The organism is Flavobacterium johnsoniae UW101, assembly GCF_000016645.1.
Lineage (GTDB): Bacteria > Bacteroidota > Bacteroidia > Flavobacteriales > Flavobacteriaceae > Flavobacterium > Flavobacterium johnsoniae.
The window spans coordinates 5,101,665-5,118,769 of sequence record NC_009441.1 but is presented as its reverse complement, the minus strand read 5'-3'; the positions used below and the strand labels follow the sequence as shown (position 1 = coordinate 5,118,769).

Here is a 17,105-nt window from a genome sequence, read left to right as displayed (position 1 = left end):
AACTTACTTTTCTTTATCTCAGTATGTTAAAATATTGTTTAATTGATAATTAACAATTTATAATTGATAATTAATAATTAAAAGCTGCTAGCAGCGAATGACCTTAAGGTGGTTATTGCGGCGGGGCTCACCTCTTCCCATCCCGAACAGAGAAGTTAAGCCCGCTTGCGCAGATGGTACTGCAGTTTTGTGGGAGAGTATGTCGTCGCCTTTCTTTTAAGAATCCTCATCATTTATTTGATGAGGATTTTTTGCTTTTGTAAAGTTTGGATTTTCTTTTTATTTCTTCTGATTTTGTGGTTTATAATCTATTAAACCGTTTTAAAATTTCTATTTATTCATTTGTTTTTAGTCTGATAATAAATCTGTTTCCAATTTTATATTTGAGAAATACATTTTTTTGAAGAGATGTCAGAATATGCAACTGAAATTGGGTTAAAACATTCTTTTGAAGAAGAATCTGCTTGTAGGTATTATTTTTTCTCGATAAATCTATGCAGTATATGAAAACTCCTTCTTCAGAATCTGCTGGTGTTTTAAACGCAATTGGCAACTGTTATTTTAGAAACAAAGATTTAGCAAATGCCATGCATTATTTAAATAAATCTGAAGCAATGGCTTTAAAAGTTGGCGACAGTGCAAGATATGCAAAAATTTTAGGTGATAAAGCACTCATTTACGAAGAAAAAGGAAATCTAAAAGATGCCGTACATTTATTAAAACAAGATATTTTTTACTCTCAAAAATTTAAAATTGATAAGAATGAGATGTATGCTTCTATATTATTGGCTAAAATTCTTTTAAAACTAAAAGATACCGATAAGGTTGAAGAAATATTAGACAGGGCCGGAAATATTGCGAGTTCAAAATCTTACTACAGAAGTTCTTTAAAAGAAGTAATTGAATTAAAACTTAGTATTTTAAATGGTAGAAATCCAGAAAAAGAGCTTTTGTTAAGACGTCAGCTTAAACAAATTGATGAATATCTTCTTAGTACAAACGGCAATACCGTATTGCAAAGATCGCATTGGCTTATTCAGAAGAAGAAATATGAAAATGATACTAATAAAATCCGGCTGGAATTAGAGCAGGGAGAAAGAATGAAAAAGATTTATATTCTAATTTTAATCTTAACCATTTCATTAAGTATTGTTTTGTACCATTCTTTAAATAAAAAATTAAAAGCAAAAAGAATAAAACTTGAAAATGACAGGCTGCTTTTTGAACAAAAGCTTAACGATGCCAGTTCAGATATAGATGCGTATACAGAATATCTTGAAAATAAAAATAAACAGATTTCTATTTTAGAAAATGAGCTTGAAGTAATTAAAACTACAACTTCCAGACATTTAAATGACGAGAAAAGGAAACTTCAGGAAATGTTAAGCACTCATTTAATGACAGATGAAAATTGGAATGCATTTAAACGAGAGTTTATAAACCAGCATACCGATTTTTATAATGCGATAATGGAAAATTTTCCTGAACTAAAAGAATCCAATCTTAAAATAATAATGCTTCAAAAATTAGATTTTAATAATTATGAAATGTCTAATCTATTGGGTGTTACAATCGATGCTGTCAAAAAAAGCAAACAGCGGTTAAAGAAAAAATTAGGGGATAAGTACGATCTGTTGTTTGAAATTATAGATTATAAATAGCCTGCTGTTCATTGCAAATCTTATTTTAATGCACATAGTTTACGAGAAAAATCGTAACTTTTGTTTTTAAAAAGATTCTTGATTTTAAATATTTATTTTATGATAACATCCATAAATCCCTATACATCTGAGAAAGTTTTCGAAATAAGAGAATTTAATGACGATGAAATTCAAAAAGCACTGGATAAAGCAGACGAACAGTACAAATCATGGAAAGAAACATCTTTTGCCGAGAGAGCAGCCTTGATGAAATCTCTTGGAGATGAACTGAGAAAAAATGTAGAAAATTATGCAGCGGTGATTACCTTAGAAATGGGTAAACCAATTTCTGAATCTGCTGCAGAAATTGAAAAATGTGCCAAGCTGTGTGATTATTATGCTGAAAATGCAGAAAAACATCTTGCAGATAAAGAAATTGAAACCGAAGCTTACAGAAGTTATGTTAAGTATGAGCCAATTGGTGTTGTACTGGCAATTATGCCGTGGAATTATCCATTCTGGCAGGTTTTTCGTTTTGCGGTGCCGGGATTAATGGCAGGTAATACGGCAGTTCTAAAACATGCCAGTAATGTGATGAACAGTGCCCAGAATATTGAAGATATCTTTAAAAAGTCCGGATTTCCACAGGGATGTTTTACAAACCTGCCTGTTTCAAGCGCAGTAGTAGAGAAAATTATCAAAAATCCTATAGTGAAGGCCGTTACCCTGACTGGAAGTGAAAAAGCAGGCAGATCTGTGGCTGCCGCTGCGGGAAGCGAAATCAAGAAAACAGTATTAGAACTGGGAGGAAGCAATGCCTTGATCGTATTTGCAGACTGCAACATGAATGAAACAGTAAAAAGCTGCGTTTTATCACGGTTCCAAAATGCGGGACAAAGCTGTATTGCCGGTAAACGACTTTTGGTAGAAGCTGGTATTGTCAATGAATTTACAGCAGCTTTTATAGAACAGGTAAAACAGCTTAAACAGGGAGATCCTATGGATAAGCAGACTTCGATCGCCACTATGGCAAGAGTTGATCTTGCAGAAGAACTGGAAGGACAATTAAAAAAATCTGTTGAAATGGGAGCCAAAATACTTTTGGGAGGTAAAAGAGAGAATGCCTCTTTTGAACCGACAGTTTTAGATAACGTAACGCCCGATATGCCTTTATTTCAAGAAGAAACATTTGGTCCGGTTATCGGAATTACTACTTTTGATACTGATCAACAGGCAGTTGATCTTGCCAATGAAAGCTCTTTTGGGTTAGGATTATCTCTTTACACAGAAGACCTTGACAGGGCTTATAAGCTCATTCCAAAATTTGATGACGGGGCAGTATTTGTAAACGAGATTGTTAAAAGCGATCAAAGACTTCCGTTTGGAGGAACAAAAAACTCAGGATATGGACGTGAACTATCAGTTGATGGGATACAGGAATTTGTAAACAAAAAAACGGTTTATATTAAAAAATATTGATTCATTGTTGCTCAGGCGGTATATGCAGGTTTTAGGAAACAGACCAGAAATTCAGTAAAAAAATAATTACAGTTCTTTTATAATTTCCTCAATATTGCAGTGCAGGATATCAAGATTGTCAGCAGTTTCGGCAGTGAATTCTTTTTTGCGGGCCTGATCTTCGATAGAGGTGAGGGTCTGGCTTAAGTTCTCCAGCAGGAAAAGATGCAGCCATACCTGAAGCTGTTCTGCGGTTTGCAGTACAGATCTGAAATCTTTACGATAAACAGCCTGCTGTAATTCTTTTAGTTCTACAGGAGCCTTCTGGATAAACTGGGAGGTAACTTCTTTTTTCCACCCAGGTTTTATACGGTCAGTTTTTTCAATTGCAGATAAATCTGCTTTAGAAGGAATCAAAGGGCGGCGATCCTTTTTCAAAGCTTGCTTAATGGCTTCAAGAAGTTCATGCTGTTTAAAGGGTTTTGGCACATAACCGTCCATTCCGGCATTCAGACAACGATGATGCTCGTCAGCAAGAGAATGGGCTGTCATGGCTATAATAGGAATTTCATTTTTGAGCTCACTGCGAATGTAATGCGTAGTTTGATAACCGTCTCTTGCAGGCATCTGAAGATCCATTAATACCAGATCATATTGGTTTTCTGAAAGAAGTTTTATACCCTGATCTCCATTTTCTGCAATATCAATCTCAAATCCAAACCCTTCAATAACGTTTTGTGCCAGTTTCTGATTTAAGCGGTTGTCTTCAAGAAGCAATATTTTAAGCCTGCCCAGATCATTTACCGGAAGCAGTTTAGGATTTTCTTTTACATTGGCTGGTTTTTTATACGTCGTTGTGAAAAAAAATTCCGATCCTGCGCCTTCACGGCTTTTAACTTGTATTTTTGAATCGTGCAGTTTTACCAGCTCTTTAACAATACTCAATCCCAGACCAGTGCCTCCAAATTTTCTTGTAGTGTCTTCCTGACCCTGTGTAAATCGTTCAAATATAGATTCAAGATGCTCCTTCGGAATACCTATTCCGGTATCTTTAACAGAAAACCGAATGGTATAAGAATCCTCTGTTTCTCCTTTATTTTTCACGGAAATGGTCACTTCACCTTCATTTGTAAATTTAAGAGCATTTCCTGCCAGATTTACCATTATCTGATTCAGTCTTCCCTGATCGCCTGTAATAACATCAGGAAGTTCGGCATCCAAAAACAAGTTAAATTCAACACCGTCAGCAGTTTTTACTTTTAGAAGATCGTAGACATGGCGGAGTGATTTTTTTAAATTAAAGGGCTGTTTTTCCAGAGAAAGTCCTCCGGATTCAATTTTAGATAAATCCAGTATATCATTCACTATGAGTAAAAGATTTTCCCCGGCTGTCTGAACATCCTGTATAAAAGCCTGCTGTTGTTTATCGAGCGGTGTTCCGGACAAAAGTTCAGTAAAACCGATAATAGCATTTAGAGGTGTCCTGATTTCATGGCTCATATTAGCCAAAAAAGATTCTTTTGCCAGTACAGCACTTTCGGCAATTTTTTTTTGTCTGAGAAGTTCGTTGTTTTTTATCCCAAGTTCAAGTGTTGTAATAACATGGCGTGCTACGATATGAAGCGCCCTTTTTTGATTTTCATTGAGTGAGCGCGGCTCGTGATCTGCAGCACATAAAACCCCGACTGCGTGACCATCTGGCGTAATAAGCGGCATTCCGGCATAAAACCGTATTTTTAAACCTCCTTTTACATCAGGATCATCTTTAAAACGTTCGTTGAGCAGTGTGTCTTGAATTTCTACCAGAGAAGAATCCATGATAGTGTAACGGCTGAAAGTAATTTCACGCGGCACTATGGAAAAGCCAAGACCAATTTCAGATTTGAACCACTGGCGGTTTTCGTCAATAAAAGCAATGTAGGCAATTGGTACACCACAGATATAGGATACCAGGGAAGTTGCATCATCAAATGCATATCCCGGAAGAGCTTCCAGCATATTACTGTAACGCTTTAGAATATCCAGGCGTTCAGATTCATTATAAGGCATGGACAAAGGGATTTCTCATGACAGATAAATTAAGTCTTAAATTTACGAATATTCTATTTTTAACAGTTATATATTTATGCGGTATTTCTTATATAATTCACAGATAAACAATATATAAAAATTTCTCAAAGTGCTTAAAAAATAGCAATTTTTCCTGTCTGCACTTTACCTGAACCCGTAATTATTTTGTAGATATAAATTCCTGAGGCAGTATTTAAAGTAATGCTATTAGTTAAGGAAATGAGAGGTGAAGTAATCGTATTTTGTCCGCTGATAGTGTAGAGATAGAAAACAGCATTTTGTTCTTTTGGGGCTTCGATAAATAATTCTTCATTTTTGCCTATAAGCGTAGGATGGATAAAAAAGAAATCACTATCTCTATAATCAGCATCAAGAATTGAGGAGCTTATTACATTGTTATTTTCTAAAATTAAATTTATCTTATATTGATTTCTGCCCTTAGCAGGTTCAGTATCTAAAAAATAAAATGTTTTGGAATTGACATCACTTATTGTACTGATAATACTCTGAACATTATTAATTATTTTGACCAGCTCAATTCTTTTGATATTGTACAAGCTGAAAAGACCGGCATCAATCTTTACTTTATCTTCCTGATAAATTTCGGCAGAAGCCAGTTCAAAATAACAATTTGAATTTTGGGCATATTGTAGTGCTGACTCGCTTTTAATTCCTTCACTGTTGTCAAACACAGGAGTTACAGTATAAATATTTCCATCTGTATAAGTATAATCTGCGGCTGTTATTTGTTCTTTAAATTCAAAACCATCTCCTTGAAGCTGATAAATATTAAAAGAAGCAATACCGGCGGGCTTGTCCCAATTAATTTCAGTTGTGCCGTCACAAACTAAGCTGGTACGGATATTTAAATCATAAGAAATAATAAAATCATCCGATATATAAGCAGTATCATTGATAGTCATTTTTAATTTTGCTTTTGAAAATCTTTTTTCAGAAGGCGTATAGGTTAATTGTTCGGAATCCAGATTGATGCCGTCTGCAATAATTTCCCAGTTCTGTCCATTATCATAACTAATAGATAATTTTCCTGAGCTGCCCGAAAAAGAAGAATCCCATTTAAAGGGTGAAATCGTTTTACCATCATAAGGGAAATTATCATTAGCAGCGGGATAATTCCACTGAAATTGATTTTCCAGTTCATATTCATAAGCAATGCTGTATATCTGGGAAGTATTTGAAATATATGAACCCGTGATATTGATCGTACAGGATCCCGATACGGGATTTTCAATAGTAACCTGTTCAATATTGTTAAGTTTGTCTTTTCCTCTCTGTGCTTGCTGCTCAGGAATATTAGGATTAAGAACCCAAGGCAGAAAAACAGAGTTGTCAGCCGTAATAACTTCAAGGTCTAAATCATTTACCAAACTTATATTACTGTTAATTGCAGCCGGCAGATCATTCCAGACTAAGGTGATTTTTAAGTTTTTTGCATTTTCAGGAACATTAATCGTATGTGCGTTAGTTTGGGCAGAGGTCAGACTGTCGGATATAATTCTGTTCTCGCTGATGGTTTTCAGGCATTTATCAGCATTGATATTGCCATAACCATAAGTAAAATCAGGACCTGTACTGCCTAAATCTTTGGCGCTGTTAATCAAAATTGCTTTTGTTGCGGCATTAGAGAGAGTCTTGTTGTGTATGTTTTTATAATGTTGTTTCATCAGAGTTATAATTCCTGTAGCCAATGCGGTTGAATTTGAAGTTCCCTGAGTACTGAACGCGACCAGTTCTGGTTTTATCCGGCCGTCATACGCGGGACCTTTTGAAGAAAAAGGCATAATTACTTCGTTTTGGTCAACACAGCCCATAACAATACTATTTTTAGACTGCTTAAAATTACCAGTAATAGATTTATAACCTTCAAGACCAGTATTTCCAGATGAGAAACAATGCGTTAAATCTGTATTTAAAAATAATTGATCGTCATAAGCACTAGCGAGCGAGCCGTAAAAATTCTCAATTATTGTCCCGTAGGAATGATTTGAAGTCGTGGCTCCTTGTAAAGTCTCAATTTCATCAGGATAAATATTCATAAAATCAGATGAGACGAGTCTGGCTTTTTGAGCGACACCTTTTCCTAATACAGAACTATTTCCTAAACCGCACACTATAGTAGCCATGGCCGTTGCATGGTTCGATACCACAGCAGATTGTGTTGTAGAAGCAATATGCTTGTTCAAAATATCGACATCATTAACATCAAAAAAATCATCTTTAATTACTGCGGTTTGATCTTCACCTCTTAAAAGAGGAAAATCAGTATGGGCTTTATTGATATAATTAATACTAAAATTTTGATCGGTTATTTTAGATTCGGTTTTCGCTAAAAGCGATTCCTGCGAAATAGAAGAGACACTGCTCAGGGCAGCAACCTGATCCATAATTTTTTTAGAATCACTTTTTATCAATACAAGATGATCATTAAGTATTTTAATGTCTGTAATGTCGAGTGATTTCAGGTCGTAAATTAAATTTTGAAGAGAATCAGCAGCTATTATATACGGTTTGTCTTCGTTGTGATTTGAAAAATTAGAAGGCAGTTTCCATAAATTATTAACCGGGAGCATCTTTTGTAAAGACTTGCCAGATCTGGACTTTTGGTTTTCAACAATACAAAAAGTACTGTCAAGTTTTTTTACAATTTTATAATGGTTGAGGTATGCATTCTCTAAAGACGTAAAATAATATTTTTCAAATTTTATATCATTTTCCTTTTTCATGTATTGTTTCCATTTATCAGAGCTTTGCGAGAGACTGATTGTGGTGATCATAAAAATGAAAAAAGTAATTGTGGTCTTCATTTACTGTAGATGTTAAGGTGTCTGCAGATTTTAGTACCTCTTAATTATGATCAAGCAAGGGATAATTATTTTTGTTTGAAATATGCTGCAGATAAATCAAAGTTATTAAAATATTTGTACAAATTTTATTATTTTTTTCTTATCTGACCTTTCAAATTTATTGAAATACGATTTTCTTAGAAGGGTGTAATTAGATTTTTGAATAGGATTAATGACTGCAAAATGTGTTTTTAGCCTCCCACAGAACACAAACAAAAATTTTAAAAATCCTTTTGTGTTTAATGCATTGATTTACATTATTCTAGTAAATAAAAGGGCTGACACCATTATTAAGACAATTAAGGTTAAATATCTGATTTGTAATATTATAACAAAAAGTGTTAATTTTGTTATATTTCATTTTTATAAGTATTTTAAGATTAAAATATATATAAATTTGATAATAAATATTACAATATTTTGTAAAAGAACCCCTGTCTATCAATTTATTTAACAAACTAAAGAAATTATTATGAAAAAAATTAAATCAATCCTGATTCTGTCATTTACAGCATTAGTACTATTGTCTTGTAACAAAGAAGATGAGACTGTATCATCTGGTCAAGAGTCTTTAAAAGTAACACCAGAGGTGTTGGAAAAACTTAAATCACTTTCTTTGAACACCTCAGATGTGCAGGTGATCCAAAATACTAGTTTAGAAGGTGCTGTTGAAGACGCGTTCCTTGTAGAAGGGGATATTATCATCACGCAGGCACAATTAAACAAAATGGATCTTCACGGAGGTATTACAACAGAACAATACCGTACTACTAATTTAGTATCTGCTCCAAGAACGATCAAAGTTGTTGGTTTATCAGGAACTGGTACAACAGCCCTGACTACCAATATGCGTAACGGACTGCAGGCTGCTATAAACAGATACAATAATTTAGGATTATCTATAAACTTTACTTTGACTTTTAGTTCAAGTACTTCAGGCGCAAACATTGTAGTGCGGAGACAAACCGGATCTGCCGGCGGAGTAGCTGGTTTCCCTTCAGGAGGAAATCCATATAATTCAGTTACCTTATATTCAGGATTAGATTCTTATTCAACAAATGTAAACGCACACGTTGCGGCACATGAAATAGGACATTGTATTGGTCTGCGTCATACAGACTGGTTCAGCCGTCAAAGCTGCGGGCAGAATTCAAATGAAGGAACTGCTGGTGTAGGAGCAATTCTTATTCCGGGAACACCTTCTGGATATGATGCTACTTCTTACATGAGAGCGTGTTTCGGTTCAAACGAAACCGGTGCTTTCAATGCTAATGATATTACAGCATTGAACTATTTATATTAAAAACTAAACTATAGGGGTATCTTGCAAAATAGAAGAGGCTGTTTCATAATTTATGAAACAGCCTTTTTTATTGGATATATTTTGACTCGTTTATCCAGTTTTTTAATAGAAAAAATTAGGTATAAATACGTTGTGGTGTATTTAGCTAAAAATAATATATTTGAATTGTAAGTTGTTGTAAATCAATAATTACTGAGTAGTTGTAAATGTTAGTTAGAAATAAATAATCTGGAGGATCAGTCCAGTGAAAAAATTCCAGAAATTCAAATACTAAAAATTAATCTAAGCTATGAAAACAGATCTAGAATTAATTAAAAAAGATATCGGAGCAGAAAAACTGGGAACAAATCTGTTATCAGTTTCAGAACGGCTGGATAAACTGTCAGATAAAAGATTTTCAGATGTAATTTCTAAAGACGAAAATGGACGTATCCTGCAATGGATCAATTTTGTACAAGAAGGAGGCGGAACACTCGGTATTTCATTAGTGGGTTACGCTTTTGTGCTAGAATATGTCGGCATACGGTTTCTTAGAATTGCAGGAACCAGCGCAGGAGCCATTAATACCTTATTTCTTGCTGCAATGGGCAGTAAAGATGAACCTAAATCAGCGGAGTTATATGATATGATGATGGATGATAAGCGGTTCTCTCTCAAAAGTTTTGTTGATGCCAAATTGGGAATTGTAAAAAAAATAATTTTTTCTTTCACCAGCGGTTCGAATTTTTTGAAAAATTTAGCTTGGTTTTATGGAATTATCGCGCTGCTCGCTTTAATTATTCTGCCGATTTTTATGGCGATTGGATTTTCTCTAAAAATTGCATATTTCGTTTTTTTAGCGGTTTTTTTGTTTATCACCGTAAGAGTAATAATGTTGTTATATAGATTTCACAAATACAATTACGGCATTAATCCCGGTAAAAGTTTTGAGGAATTTTTAAAGAAGGAATTAGAAATTTTCGGAATCAAAAATCTAAAAGATTTAAAATCAAAATCAGAAGGTGATTTTATACTAAATGATAAAATTTTCATGAGTACAAAAGGTGCCAGAGTGGAGTCACTCGATAATCTTTCCAGTCTTAAAAATACGGTATCAGATAAAAAATGGTATTCGGACATCTACGATGAGGTGCTTAAAAAAACAGATCATAATAAGTCTTTTGAACCTAATGATTCAAATTTTAATCAAAACCCGCCTAATTTGTATCTTATAAGGGAAGAAGACTCTCAGGATTACAATGCTTTAACCAATAAAGAGAAAGCACATCAGAAAGAAAGCATTGATAAAATTGGTTTTGACTATTCTTTTGTGACAACAGATATTGCCAATCAATGCAAAATTGTACTGCCTAAAGACGAAAAACTGTACAAGTTTGATCCTGAGGGCAGCCCCGCTGTATTTGTAAGAGCTTCTATGGCAATACCTGTGTTTTTTGAACCGAAAAAAATTGCCGTAAATAATACCAGTGACTGGCTGAAAACAAAAGGATTTATTAATCTCTCTACCGAAAGTATTTTTATTGACGGAGGTTCACTTTCTAATTTCCCTATTAATTTATTTCATAACAGTCATATAACAGAGGCCAGGGTGCCTATTTTTGGAGCGCGCATACAAGATGAGAAGCCTGTTGAAAATAAAAAGCTGCGCCTTACCTTTGCAAGTTACGCTTTCAGTATTCTCAATACACTGCGAAATAACGAAGATTCATCATTTTTGGCAATTAATCCGTTTTATAAAAAATTCAGCATTGCCGAAATAAACACGTATGATACAAAAATAAGCTGGCTGAATTTTGCACTGACTAAAAATGAAAAAAGAAAATTATTCTTAGCAGGTGTAGAAGCAGCATTAGTTTTTTTGGAGCAGTTTAACTGGGAAGTGTATAAAGAGGAACGAAAAAAAACATTGTAACCCTGTATTTTCCAATGCTGTTGGTCTGCCATAAATTTAAAAACAAATATTCTGCATTATTGAATTTTAATTATGGCTTAAATTGTAATTAAAATACCGTTTAGAGGTTGTTGAAAAAATACAGTATTTTGAAATTTGCAGCTGTAAACATCGGGCTGGTTGTGAAATTCTCGGCTAAGATTTTTTACATTTTTACGTATATCCTTTAAAAGAGAAAGTTTTTAACTTTCTCTTTTTTTGTTTACAGGGCTGACAAACGAACCCCTCTTTTAAAAAATATAGAACAATTTCTTTATTCTTTCAATTCTATATCGTAATATTGCAATATAAAAATATAACAATGGGAGCAACAAAAACAGATCACTTTACAGAAAGCCAAAATGAACTGGCAGTTTTGGCCAAAGCTTTAGGGCATCCTGCCCGTATTGCTATAATGGAATATTTATTAAAAGCAGATGCCTGCATTTGCGGTGATATTGTAAATGAGCTTCCGCTTTCACAGCCTACAGTATCCCAGCATCTTAAAGAATTGAAAAATGCCGGACTTATTAAAGGCAGTATTGAAGGAAATTCTATTTGTTATTGTATTAACGAACCGGGTTTAGAAAAAATAAAAAGCTTTTTTGAGCATATTTCGGCTCATCTGGCTAAGAAAAGAAACGAATGTTGTTAACTAAAAAGAAAGTGTTATGAAACTATCAGAAATTAAAGAGATACTAAAAACTGTCGAAACAGTAAATTTTGAACTGCCAAACGGAAATTTTGTTCCAGAATATTTTCATGTAACCGAAGTAGGTTTAATTACCAAAAACTTTATTGACTGCGGTGGTACGGTAAGAAAAGAAACAATGGTAAATTTTCAGCTTTGGAATGCCAACGATTATGAACACAGACTGAAACCGCAAAAACTGATTCACATTATCGAACTTTCTCAAAATGTTTTAGGCATTGAAGATCATGAAATAGAAGTTGAATATCAGGATACTACTATAGGTAAATACGATTTAGATTTTAACGGTAAAAATTTCATTTTATTAAACAAGCAGACGGCTTGTCTGGCTCAGGAACAATGCGGTATTCCTTCTGAGAAACCCAAAATAAAATTGACACAGCTTCATACAGATAATTCAAATTCATGTACTCCGGGCGGTGGATGCTGTTAATTTTTTTAATAAACAATTACAACCATAAAATATGTTATTTCCAGAAATAGAAAAAACAGTTCAGTCTTTTGATTTTAATAAGATTTCAGACGATCGTAAAGCTGTATTACAGCCTTTAATAGAATATATTCAAGATAAAGTAAATAACCAGGAACAGATTAACCTTAACTTTATTTGTACACATAATTCCAGAAGAAGTCATTTATCGCAGATATGGGCGCAGGCGGGGGATAATAAAGGAGTGTTTTTAAAGATGTCTAAAAGAAAATTTAAAAGCGATTTTGAATTTTCTGAAGATTCATTTTTGTTAGATAACGATAATGAGTCCAGCGATTTTGATCGTTCAATATTTGTTGTATATGATAAAGCTGAATTACTCGATTTTTTAAGATTAGAAAGAAAAGGAACAAATGTTATGCTTTTTTTGTTTGATAAACAATTATTTAGCAGTTTGTCTTTTTTTAAAGAAATAGAAAATTTGGTTTTAATAGACGGCTCAAAAAGCAGGACAGAAATTTTTAAAGATTTAGCCTTGTATTTTAAAAGTAAATCTGAATTTATTCCAAAAATATCAGGTATAAAGTTTTTGAAGCCTTATGCAGATCAAGTGCAGTCTGATACTCTTCAAAAAGCTTTGTTTTTTATGATGTAGGATATTTTGTTGTTAGTGTTTTGATAAAAAAAGGCGGTCCATATTATATGTCCGCCTTTTTTGTTGTTATTTTAATTTATAAATTTCTGATCCGGCCAATAAAAAACAGCCTAAACCATAATCTTCAAAATCAGGAATTTTGTCGTAAGACAAAGGTTGTCCGTCTTTTGGTTCTTTTCCAGTCGACTGCAGGTAACCTAAAAAACCGTTTGTGTGCAGACTTTCGGTTGTAATAGCATTCCATGCTTTTTGAATAACAGGTAAATAGGTTTCTTTTTTCAAAATCCCGCTGTTTATTCCGTACGCCATTCCATAAATAAATAAAGCGGTTCCGGATGTTTCTTTTTCACCAAAATTTGATGGATCGTGTAAGCTTACATTCCAAAAACCATCAACTCTTTGAATAGAAACCAGTGCTCCAGCCATAGCTTTTAAATCTTTTACATATTGTTCCCTGTGCGGTGCATTTTCAGGAATAATAGTTAAAACTTTTGCCAGAGCGGCAATAACCCATCCGTTACCACGGCTCCAATAACAGTTTTTGCCGTTAGGTTCTTTATACGGGGGATCAAAATCCGCATCACGCCACCATAAGCCTTCTTTAGGATTGTATAAACCATTATCGCCGTGTTTGTTTCGTGAAAACATATACATGTCGTACATTTTTTCGAAATAACGATTGTTTTTCTCTAACACTCCCATTTTGGCAAAAACAGGCATTCCCATTTGTATGGCATCAATCCATGACCAGTCATTTAGCTGAGGCGTGTTGAGAAGCATGTTTATATTTGCCTTTGTGTTTTTAAGTTTTTTAGCATCAGGTTCTAAATTGTACAAATCAATATAGGTCTGAGCTGCACAGTAATTATCAGCATTTCGGGTTACGTTGCCGCCGTTAAATCCCCATTTGTGAAATTCAGCCCAAGCATAAGCATAATCATAATATGCTTCTTTTGGTAAAATTTCATGCAGTGCCATTAATCCTTCATAATAAACCCCGCGCGTCCAGATATTACTAGGACGTTCTTTATTGGTAATAATTGTTTTTCCTGTGTCGGGCCATTTTTGCATAAAATAATCATTGGCAAGCATCATTTGCTTTAAAACCAATTTTTTATCAAATGGTTCTTGTGCAGAAAGACTCGAAGTGTAAAAAATGGAGACGGCTAAAAGTGAAATTAATTTTTTCATTTGTGGTTATTTGGCAGTTAGTTTTCTTGTTTTAGAGCGGTCAGGGTTACAGGACCTAAAAGTCCGGACGGCATTGGAATCCATTTTGTTGCATCAAACTTTTTATAATCTTTGTCGACCATATTTATTTCGTGAAAAATTTTCCATTCCTGACCTTTTAATTCCATATCACGTATTCGGTTTGCAGGAAGATTGGTTACCTGAATTTTTAAAACATTTTTTCCGGGTTTCAATTTTTGAATGTTCAGTTTATACGGAACTGACCATGCAGTACCAATAAATTCATCATTCAGCCAGACTTTAGCACTTTCGCGTACATCGCCAAGATTAAGACTCCAATTTTCTATTTTAGGATTTGGATTCTCAAATTGAAGCGTATAAGCTGCTGATCCCGAAAAAGCTTCAGCATCCGGACTTAATTTTGTCCATGATTCTAAATTTGAAACTACAGCATCAGCAGGTAATTTAGGACCGCCTTTGTCAAACGATAATTTCCAGTTTCCTTTTAATGCAATGGGTTCAGAAGCGCTTTCAAAATAGTTCCATTTTTTTTGTGAAGCCGTATTTTCAGTCTTTAAAAAATAGGATTGTCCCGGCTCAATTTTGATTTTTACATAAGTGATTTTATCTTTTTTATTGACAATGGCATTTCCAGATTCGTGTGTGAGCGGATCAAGAAGTATTATTTCTTTATTCTCAACTTGAAGCGGAATAAAATCGTCTATTGTTTTAGCAGTATGATTGACCAGATAATAGATTTTTTCGCCGTTAATATCTCTTCTGATGGATTTTAAACCGGTATTTACTAAACTTTCAGGTAGAATTTTGGCATCTTCTAAACTTGTAAAAATATTTGAAACGGCTTGTATTTTATTTTCAGCTAAAAGATTTTTTAAGTTCTGTTCTTGCTTTTTATAATCTTTAAATCCCGGAACCGATTCTGGAAGTCCTTCAAATAGGATACAGGCTCCTGCTTTTTTTAATTCGATAAGTTTTTGCAGGGTTTCAACAGGCATTTTTTTGCAGGACGGAATTACCAATGATTTAAAATTTCCTCCAGGCAGTACAATGTTTCCATTGACAACTTTGGCTTCGGCAATGAAATTATCAGATATAAAATCAACACTGTAGCCTTTTTTCATGAGATTTTTTGTGGTATCGTAAAAAGAAGTTCCATAAAGCCAGTCAGATAAAGAATGTATTTTGAACTGATAAAACAAAGTGCCTTTTTCATATTTATCCCAGGCATCAAAAATAGGCCAGTAAAGCAGGATTTCGTTATCTGGTTTTCCCTGCTGTAACAGCGACTGACAGTTTGAAATATAAGAGAACAAAGCCGGCGCATCTTCCCAAATGGTATTATTAGAATTGAAATTTACTGAAGCATAAAACTGCCATCCCGGCCATACAGCACGGTCTGGCGAATAAGTAGATCCATGCAGAAAAATATGATTAACACCATTGAGCATTAAATCTTCGGCTTCGGGTTTGCACTGAGACAAAGCAGTTTTGAAATGTTCTCGAAGCCATGTAAAAGTCTCGGATGAAACCAGATTTTTTCCTGAGATATGCGCGGCCGAAGAAGAAAATTTCAGCATTACAGGATCAGCATCTCCTTCGCGTATATCTTCTTTATCACGTCTGAAACCCGGAATATCAAAAGGCATCGAACCAAAAGTTTCGCATTCCGGAATATCGGCAGAAGCATATAAATCGATTAAATTTCCGGGAGAACCGTGTGCCTGAAGTTTGGTTTTGAAATTTTTAGAATGTGCCCAGTTCGTCCAAAATTTGTCAAATTTATTCAATAACAAATCAGAAATGGTTTGGCGATAATCACTTCTTATTCGGTTTCCAATTTCATTATCAGTTTCATTCAGCAGAACAGGAAGTTGTTTTTTTAAATCGTAACCGCGTAATTTTTGAAATTCTTCAAAGAAATTCGGTGTAAAATCAGTTCCGTAGACTTCAAAACTGTCATTAAAAACAGCTCTTATTTTTCCTTCTCTGCCTTTCAAAGCCTCATTAAAAGGAATGACATAAGCTTTTAAAGCTTCTTCAGAATAATGATCTAAAGTATAGCCTTTTCCGCCCGGAGCGGCTCTTTTTACCTGTTGTCCGGTTTTACCGCTAAAAACAGCATAAATTGTATAATCAGCCTTTTTTGCTTTCCAGTTTAATTTATTTGGTTCGAGTTTGTTAGGAAGTTTAATGTTTGAGCCTTCGAGTCCTTTGTCTTTTACATTAACCTTTTTGTTTTGAAGCTCATTGGTCAGGTTAACAAACGAACCATCGTTTCCGTATGCCACAACATATAAAAGTGATGCCGGTGTTTTTTCTTTACTGCTGTCTACAGTAATATCTCGATCAAAAGTTTCGTTTTTCTTAACTGTATATTTTTCTACAATTAGTTTGGTTGCGGCATGAGGCAGAGTTACGTGCGATCCTCCGTACGGCCATCCGGTACCTAAAACCATATCAACCTGCATCTTTAAGCTGTCAGAAACGTGAATTGTATAGTCAAGCATTTCCATCCACTTTGGAGATAAATAATCAATAAAATTGTTCTCTTCTCCTTTAACACCATAGATTGGCGTAATTTCGACACCGCCAATTCCGGCTTTATGAAAATCAATCAGACTTCTTTTTAAGTTAGGTTTATCCACCGCACTTCCCATCCACCACCAGCGTGCCCACGGTTGATTTATGTTACTGGATTCCGGCCAGGGCGAAACTAATTTTTCCTGAGAAAAGGCATGAAAAAAACTAAAAAGCAGCATTGTATAAAAGAAGGTTTTTAAGGATAGTTTCATTATATAATTTTTGGTTTTTGACTGGTTAAAAAATAAATC

The 17,105-nt window shown here is 34.3% G+C and carries 11 protein-coding genes and 1 rRNA gene; 8 read left to right on the top strand and 4 right to left on the bottom strand.

Going from position 1 to position 17,105, the window contains the following annotated elements; all coding sequences use genetic code 11:
* Positions 1-104: 104 nt before the first annotated feature.
* From rrf to FJOH_RS21925, 3 genes are all read left to right on the top strand, one after another.
* Positions 105-214: ribosomal RNA gene (rrf, locus tag FJOH_RS21935) — 5S ribosomal RNA — on the top strand.
* A gap of 289 nt (positions 215-503) precedes the next feature.
* Complete coding sequence (locus FJOH_RS21930) at positions 504-1,661, top strand: tetratricopeptide repeat protein (protein ID WP_044047999.1); 1,158 nt, start codon at positions 504-506, stop codon at positions 1,659-1,661.
* Between the two features lie 99 nt (positions 1,662-1,760).
* Positions 1,761-3,119, top strand: coding sequence for an NAD-dependent succinate-semialdehyde dehydrogenase (locus tag FJOH_RS21925; RefSeq protein ID WP_012026218.1), 1,359 nt, complete (start codon positions 1,761-1,763; stop codon positions 3,117-3,119).
* A 66-nt stretch (positions 3,120-3,185) separates the two neighbouring features.
* Here the strand turns inward: FJOH_RS21925 and FJOH_RS21920 are convergent, their stop codons facing one another.
* Both FJOH_RS21920 and FJOH_RS21915 read right to left on the bottom strand, forming a co-directional pair.
* On the bottom strand, positions 3,186-5,147 hold the full coding sequence (locus FJOH_RS21920; protein ID WP_012026217.1) for a GAF domain-containing hybrid sensor histidine kinase/response regulator: 1,962 nt from the start codon (positions 5,145-5,147) through the stop codon (positions 3,186-3,188).
* A gap of 134 nt (positions 5,148-5,281) precedes the next feature.
* Positions 5,282-7,993: a S8 family serine peptidase gene (locus FJOH_RS21915; RefSeq protein WP_012026216.1), complete on the bottom strand. Its 2,712-nt coding sequence runs from the start codon at positions 7,991-7,993 to the stop codon at positions 5,282-5,284.
* A gap of 511 nt (positions 7,994-8,504) precedes the next feature.
* Here FJOH_RS21915 and FJOH_RS21905 point away from each other — a divergent pair.
* The 5 genes from FJOH_RS21905 to FJOH_RS21885 all read left to right on the top strand — a co-directional run bounded on the left by FJOH_RS21905 (position 8,505) and on the right by FJOH_RS21885 (position 13,062).
* A complete protein-coding gene (locus tag FJOH_RS21905; protein WP_012026215.1) occupies positions 8,505-9,335 on the top strand; it encodes a M57 family metalloprotease in 831 nt (276 codons plus the stop codon).
* 289 nt (positions 9,336-9,624) lie between these two features.
* The gene (locus tag FJOH_RS21900) at positions 9,625-11,247 is read left to right on the top strand and encodes a patatin-like phospholipase family protein (protein ID WP_012026214.1); all 1,623 of its coding nucleotides are present in this window, start codon (positions 9,625-9,627) and stop codon (positions 11,245-11,247) included.
* Between the two features lie 340 nt (positions 11,248-11,587).
* A complete protein-coding gene (locus FJOH_RS21895) occupies positions 11,588-11,920 on the top strand; it encodes an ArsR/SmtB family transcription factor (protein WP_012026213.1) in 333 nt (110 codons plus the stop codon).
* A gap of 16 nt (positions 11,921-11,936) precedes the next feature.
* Positions 11,937-12,410, top strand: coding sequence for a DUF6428 family protein (locus FJOH_RS21890; RefSeq protein WP_012026212.1), 474 nt, complete (start codon positions 11,937-11,939; stop codon positions 12,408-12,410).
* Between the two features lie 31 nt (positions 12,411-12,441).
* Positions 12,442-13,062 carry a hypothetical protein gene (locus FJOH_RS21885; protein WP_012026211.1) on the top strand — a complete coding sequence of 207 codons (621 nt, stop codon included), beginning with the start codon at positions 12,442-12,444 and terminating at the stop codon, positions 13,060-13,062.
* A 66-nt stretch (positions 13,063-13,128) separates the two neighbouring features.
* Here FJOH_RS21885 and FJOH_RS21880 read toward each other — a convergent pair whose 3' ends face one another.
* Together FJOH_RS21880 and FJOH_RS21875 are read right to left on the bottom strand one after the other, a co-directional pair.
* The gene (locus tag FJOH_RS21880; protein WP_012026210.1) at positions 13,129-14,253 is read right to left on the bottom strand and encodes a glycoside hydrolase family 88/105 protein; all 1,125 of its coding nucleotides are present in this window, start codon (positions 14,251-14,253) and stop codon (positions 13,129-13,131) included.
* A gap of 17 nt (positions 14,254-14,270) precedes the next feature.
* A complete protein-coding gene (locus FJOH_RS21875) occupies positions 14,271-17,066 on the bottom strand; it encodes a glycosyl hydrolase (protein ID WP_012026209.1) in 2,796 nt (931 codons plus the stop codon).
* Positions 17,067-17,105: the final 39 nt, after the last annotated feature.